3 protein-coding genes are annotated in these 2,139 nt (G+C 41.6%); 2 read left to right on the top strand and 1 reads right to left on the bottom strand.

The genetic code is table 11. From position 1 onward, the window contains the following. Positions 1-99: 99 nt before the first annotated feature. A complete protein-coding gene (locus tag R7P35_RS23735; protein ID WP_005463404.1) occupies positions 100-474 on the bottom strand; it encodes a hypothetical protein in 375 nt (124 codons plus the stop codon). 182 nt (positions 475-656) lie between these two features. On the opposite strand from R7P35_RS23735, the gene R7P35_RS23730 reads away from it, so the two are divergent. Both R7P35_RS23730 and R7P35_RS23725 read left to right on the top strand, forming a co-directional pair. Continuing rightward, a complete protein-coding gene (locus R7P35_RS23730; protein WP_005477072.1) occupies positions 657-953 on the top strand; it encodes an isoamylase early set domain-containing protein in 297 nt (98 codons plus the stop codon). Positions 954-1,192: 239 nt separating this feature from the next. Next, positions 1,193-1,912 (top strand): SDR family oxidoreductase, encoded by a 720-nt coding sequence (locus R7P35_RS23725; RefSeq protein WP_318092770.1) that lies wholly within the window; start codon positions 1,193-1,195, stop codon positions 1,910-1,912. Positions 1,913-2,139 lie beyond the last annotated feature (227 nt).

The raw sequence follows: 2,139 nt of genomic DNA, 5'->3' as shown, positions 1-2,139 counted from the left end.
GCAAGTAATTTCTTCATTGTTTGTTTTCCTTCGGGCACAACAGTGCCGTTTTAAATATAGCTAAGAGCCAGCTAGTGCTGGAGATAAATAAAGAAGAAATCAAACAATCGGAGGTCGGTAAGGCTTATAAATCACAACCACGGCTTTTTCAGTAGGAGGCTTATCAATAAGCGCCAAGCTGTAAGGCAGTAGCATCAAGCCATTTTGCGACAAAGTCGTGGGAATTTTCACAATGCAAGAAGAGCTGCAACTGGTGTGCGACTTTTGCCCTTTTTCCATCATGTGTTCTTTGTGGTGCGGCTCAACACAATCTGTATTTACGCCGAGTTTTTCTTGAAGTGCAGTTTGCTGCATGGGAAAGCTTTGTGCTTCTATTGATGCTGTCGATGCTTGAACGCTCGATGAAACACTGGTTAGCAGCATAGCCACCAAACAAACCAGAGTAGTCATCAATGTACGATTCAACTTCAACATATCAATTTCTTCACAACACACTGATTTTCATCATACAGAAAGATCATATTCATACAAGTTTGAAGCACGAAGAGTACACGGTTATTTAACGAGCTATACCAGCATGAATCCGATAACGCTTGAAATACTTATGAAACACGAGTAATAGTTAGAGCAGTTTTTGTACTAACAAGGAAAGATTCATGCTTAAAAAGAGATTTTTCAAAACTAAAGATGAAGTTGAAGTCACTTTTGAACTCGATAAAAACCAATGGGAATCCATTAAAATCGCTGGAGATTTTAATGACTGGCAACCAGAGCCAATGAAACTGGTGAAAAAAAGCGGCCAATTTAAGTTCAAAACACGTCTACCCAAAGAGCAACACATCCAATTTCGTTATCTCCTCGATGAAGTTGAATGGGAGAACGATCCTCAAGCAGATGCTTACGTTCCAAATGGCTTTGGTAGCGACAACAGCGTTGTTTGCACCGTTGAATAAGTGGTAACTTTGATGGGTTGATTAGTGCGGATTTCACCGTAGTAACAGCGCATTCTTCTCACTTAAGGCGCACGAGTTGCGCCTTTTTCCTACCAATAAGACAAACTCAAGCAGCAATTATTGTTGCTAATGAACAACAGTGTTTTACCTAAAGTGATATATATCAACAAAAGTTATTTCCTTAGTATGAGTTCATCGCAGCAGACCGCTGCTTTCAACGAAAACTGAGGAAGTAACAAATGAAAAAACTGGTTGTTATTACTGGTGCAAGTTCAGGTATTGGTGAAGCTATCGCACGTCGTTTTAGTGAAGAAGGCCACCCTCTCCTTCTTGTGGCTCGTCGCGTAGAACGTTTAGAAGCACTCAATTTACCAAACACCTTATGTGAAAAAGTCGATGTCACTGACCAAGCGAGTTTGATAACAGCGATTGAAAAAGCAGAAGCTCAATTTGGTCCAGCTGACGTGCTAGTCAACAATGCGGGTGTAATGTTGCTTGGTCAGATCGACACGCAGGACGCCGCTGAATGGAAGCGTATGTTCGACGTTAACGTGCTTGGTTTGCTCAATGGTATGCACTCCGTACTTGCATCAATGAAAGCGCGCAATAGTGCCACAATAATTAACATCAGCTCTATTGCAGGTAAAAAGACGTTCCCTGACCACGCTGCATATTGTGGGACTAAGTTCGCAGTTCATGCAATTTCAGAAAATGTGCGCGAAGAAGTGGCCGCATCAAATGTGCGTGTTACGACTATTGCACCGGGCGCAGTAGAGACGGAACTCCTTTCTCACACCACCTCCCAAGACATTAAAGATGGATACGATGCTTGGAAAGTGGATATGGGTGGTGTACTCGCCGCAGACGATGTCGCGCGTGCAGTAATGTTCGCTTACCAACAACCACAAAATGTCTGTATCCGAGAAATTGCGCTCGCGCCGACCAAGCAGCAACCATAATCTGGTGACAACTTAATTTCCCATATACTAAGCAAACGATTTGTTCTATATCAAAACGTTTGCTTTTTTTATATTATTAACTCATCGGATAACCTTATTCTTTACAAGCTTTATTTGAAATAACTCGCAAATTTGTTTAACTTTCAGTGATATCAAATACAGCACACATCACTTACATGAACGAACAAGAAATCAAGCCATCCCTTATCATTGTCGAAGACGATCCA

The organism is Vibrio sp. Vb0304 (assembly GCF_033338995.1).
Lineage (GTDB): Bacteria > Pseudomonadota > Gammaproteobacteria > Enterobacterales > Vibrionaceae > Vibrio > Vibrio alginolyticus.
Note: the sequence above shows the minus strand (reverse complement) of the source record. Positions and strands in the feature narration are given on the sequence as shown.

Coding starts and splice junctions, on each gene's coding strand:
- R7P35_RS23735 (WP_005463404.1), bottom strand. CDS start 474: ATGTTGAAGTTGAATCGTACATTGATGACTACTCTGGTTTGTTTGGTG.
- R7P35_RS23730 (WP_005477072.1), top strand. CDS start 657: ATGCTTAAAAAGAGATTTTTCAAAACTAAAGATGAAGTTGAAGTCACT.
- R7P35_RS23725 (WP_318092770.1), top strand. CDS start 1,193: ATGAAAAAACTGGTTGTTATTACTGGTGCAAGTTCAGGTATTGGTGAA.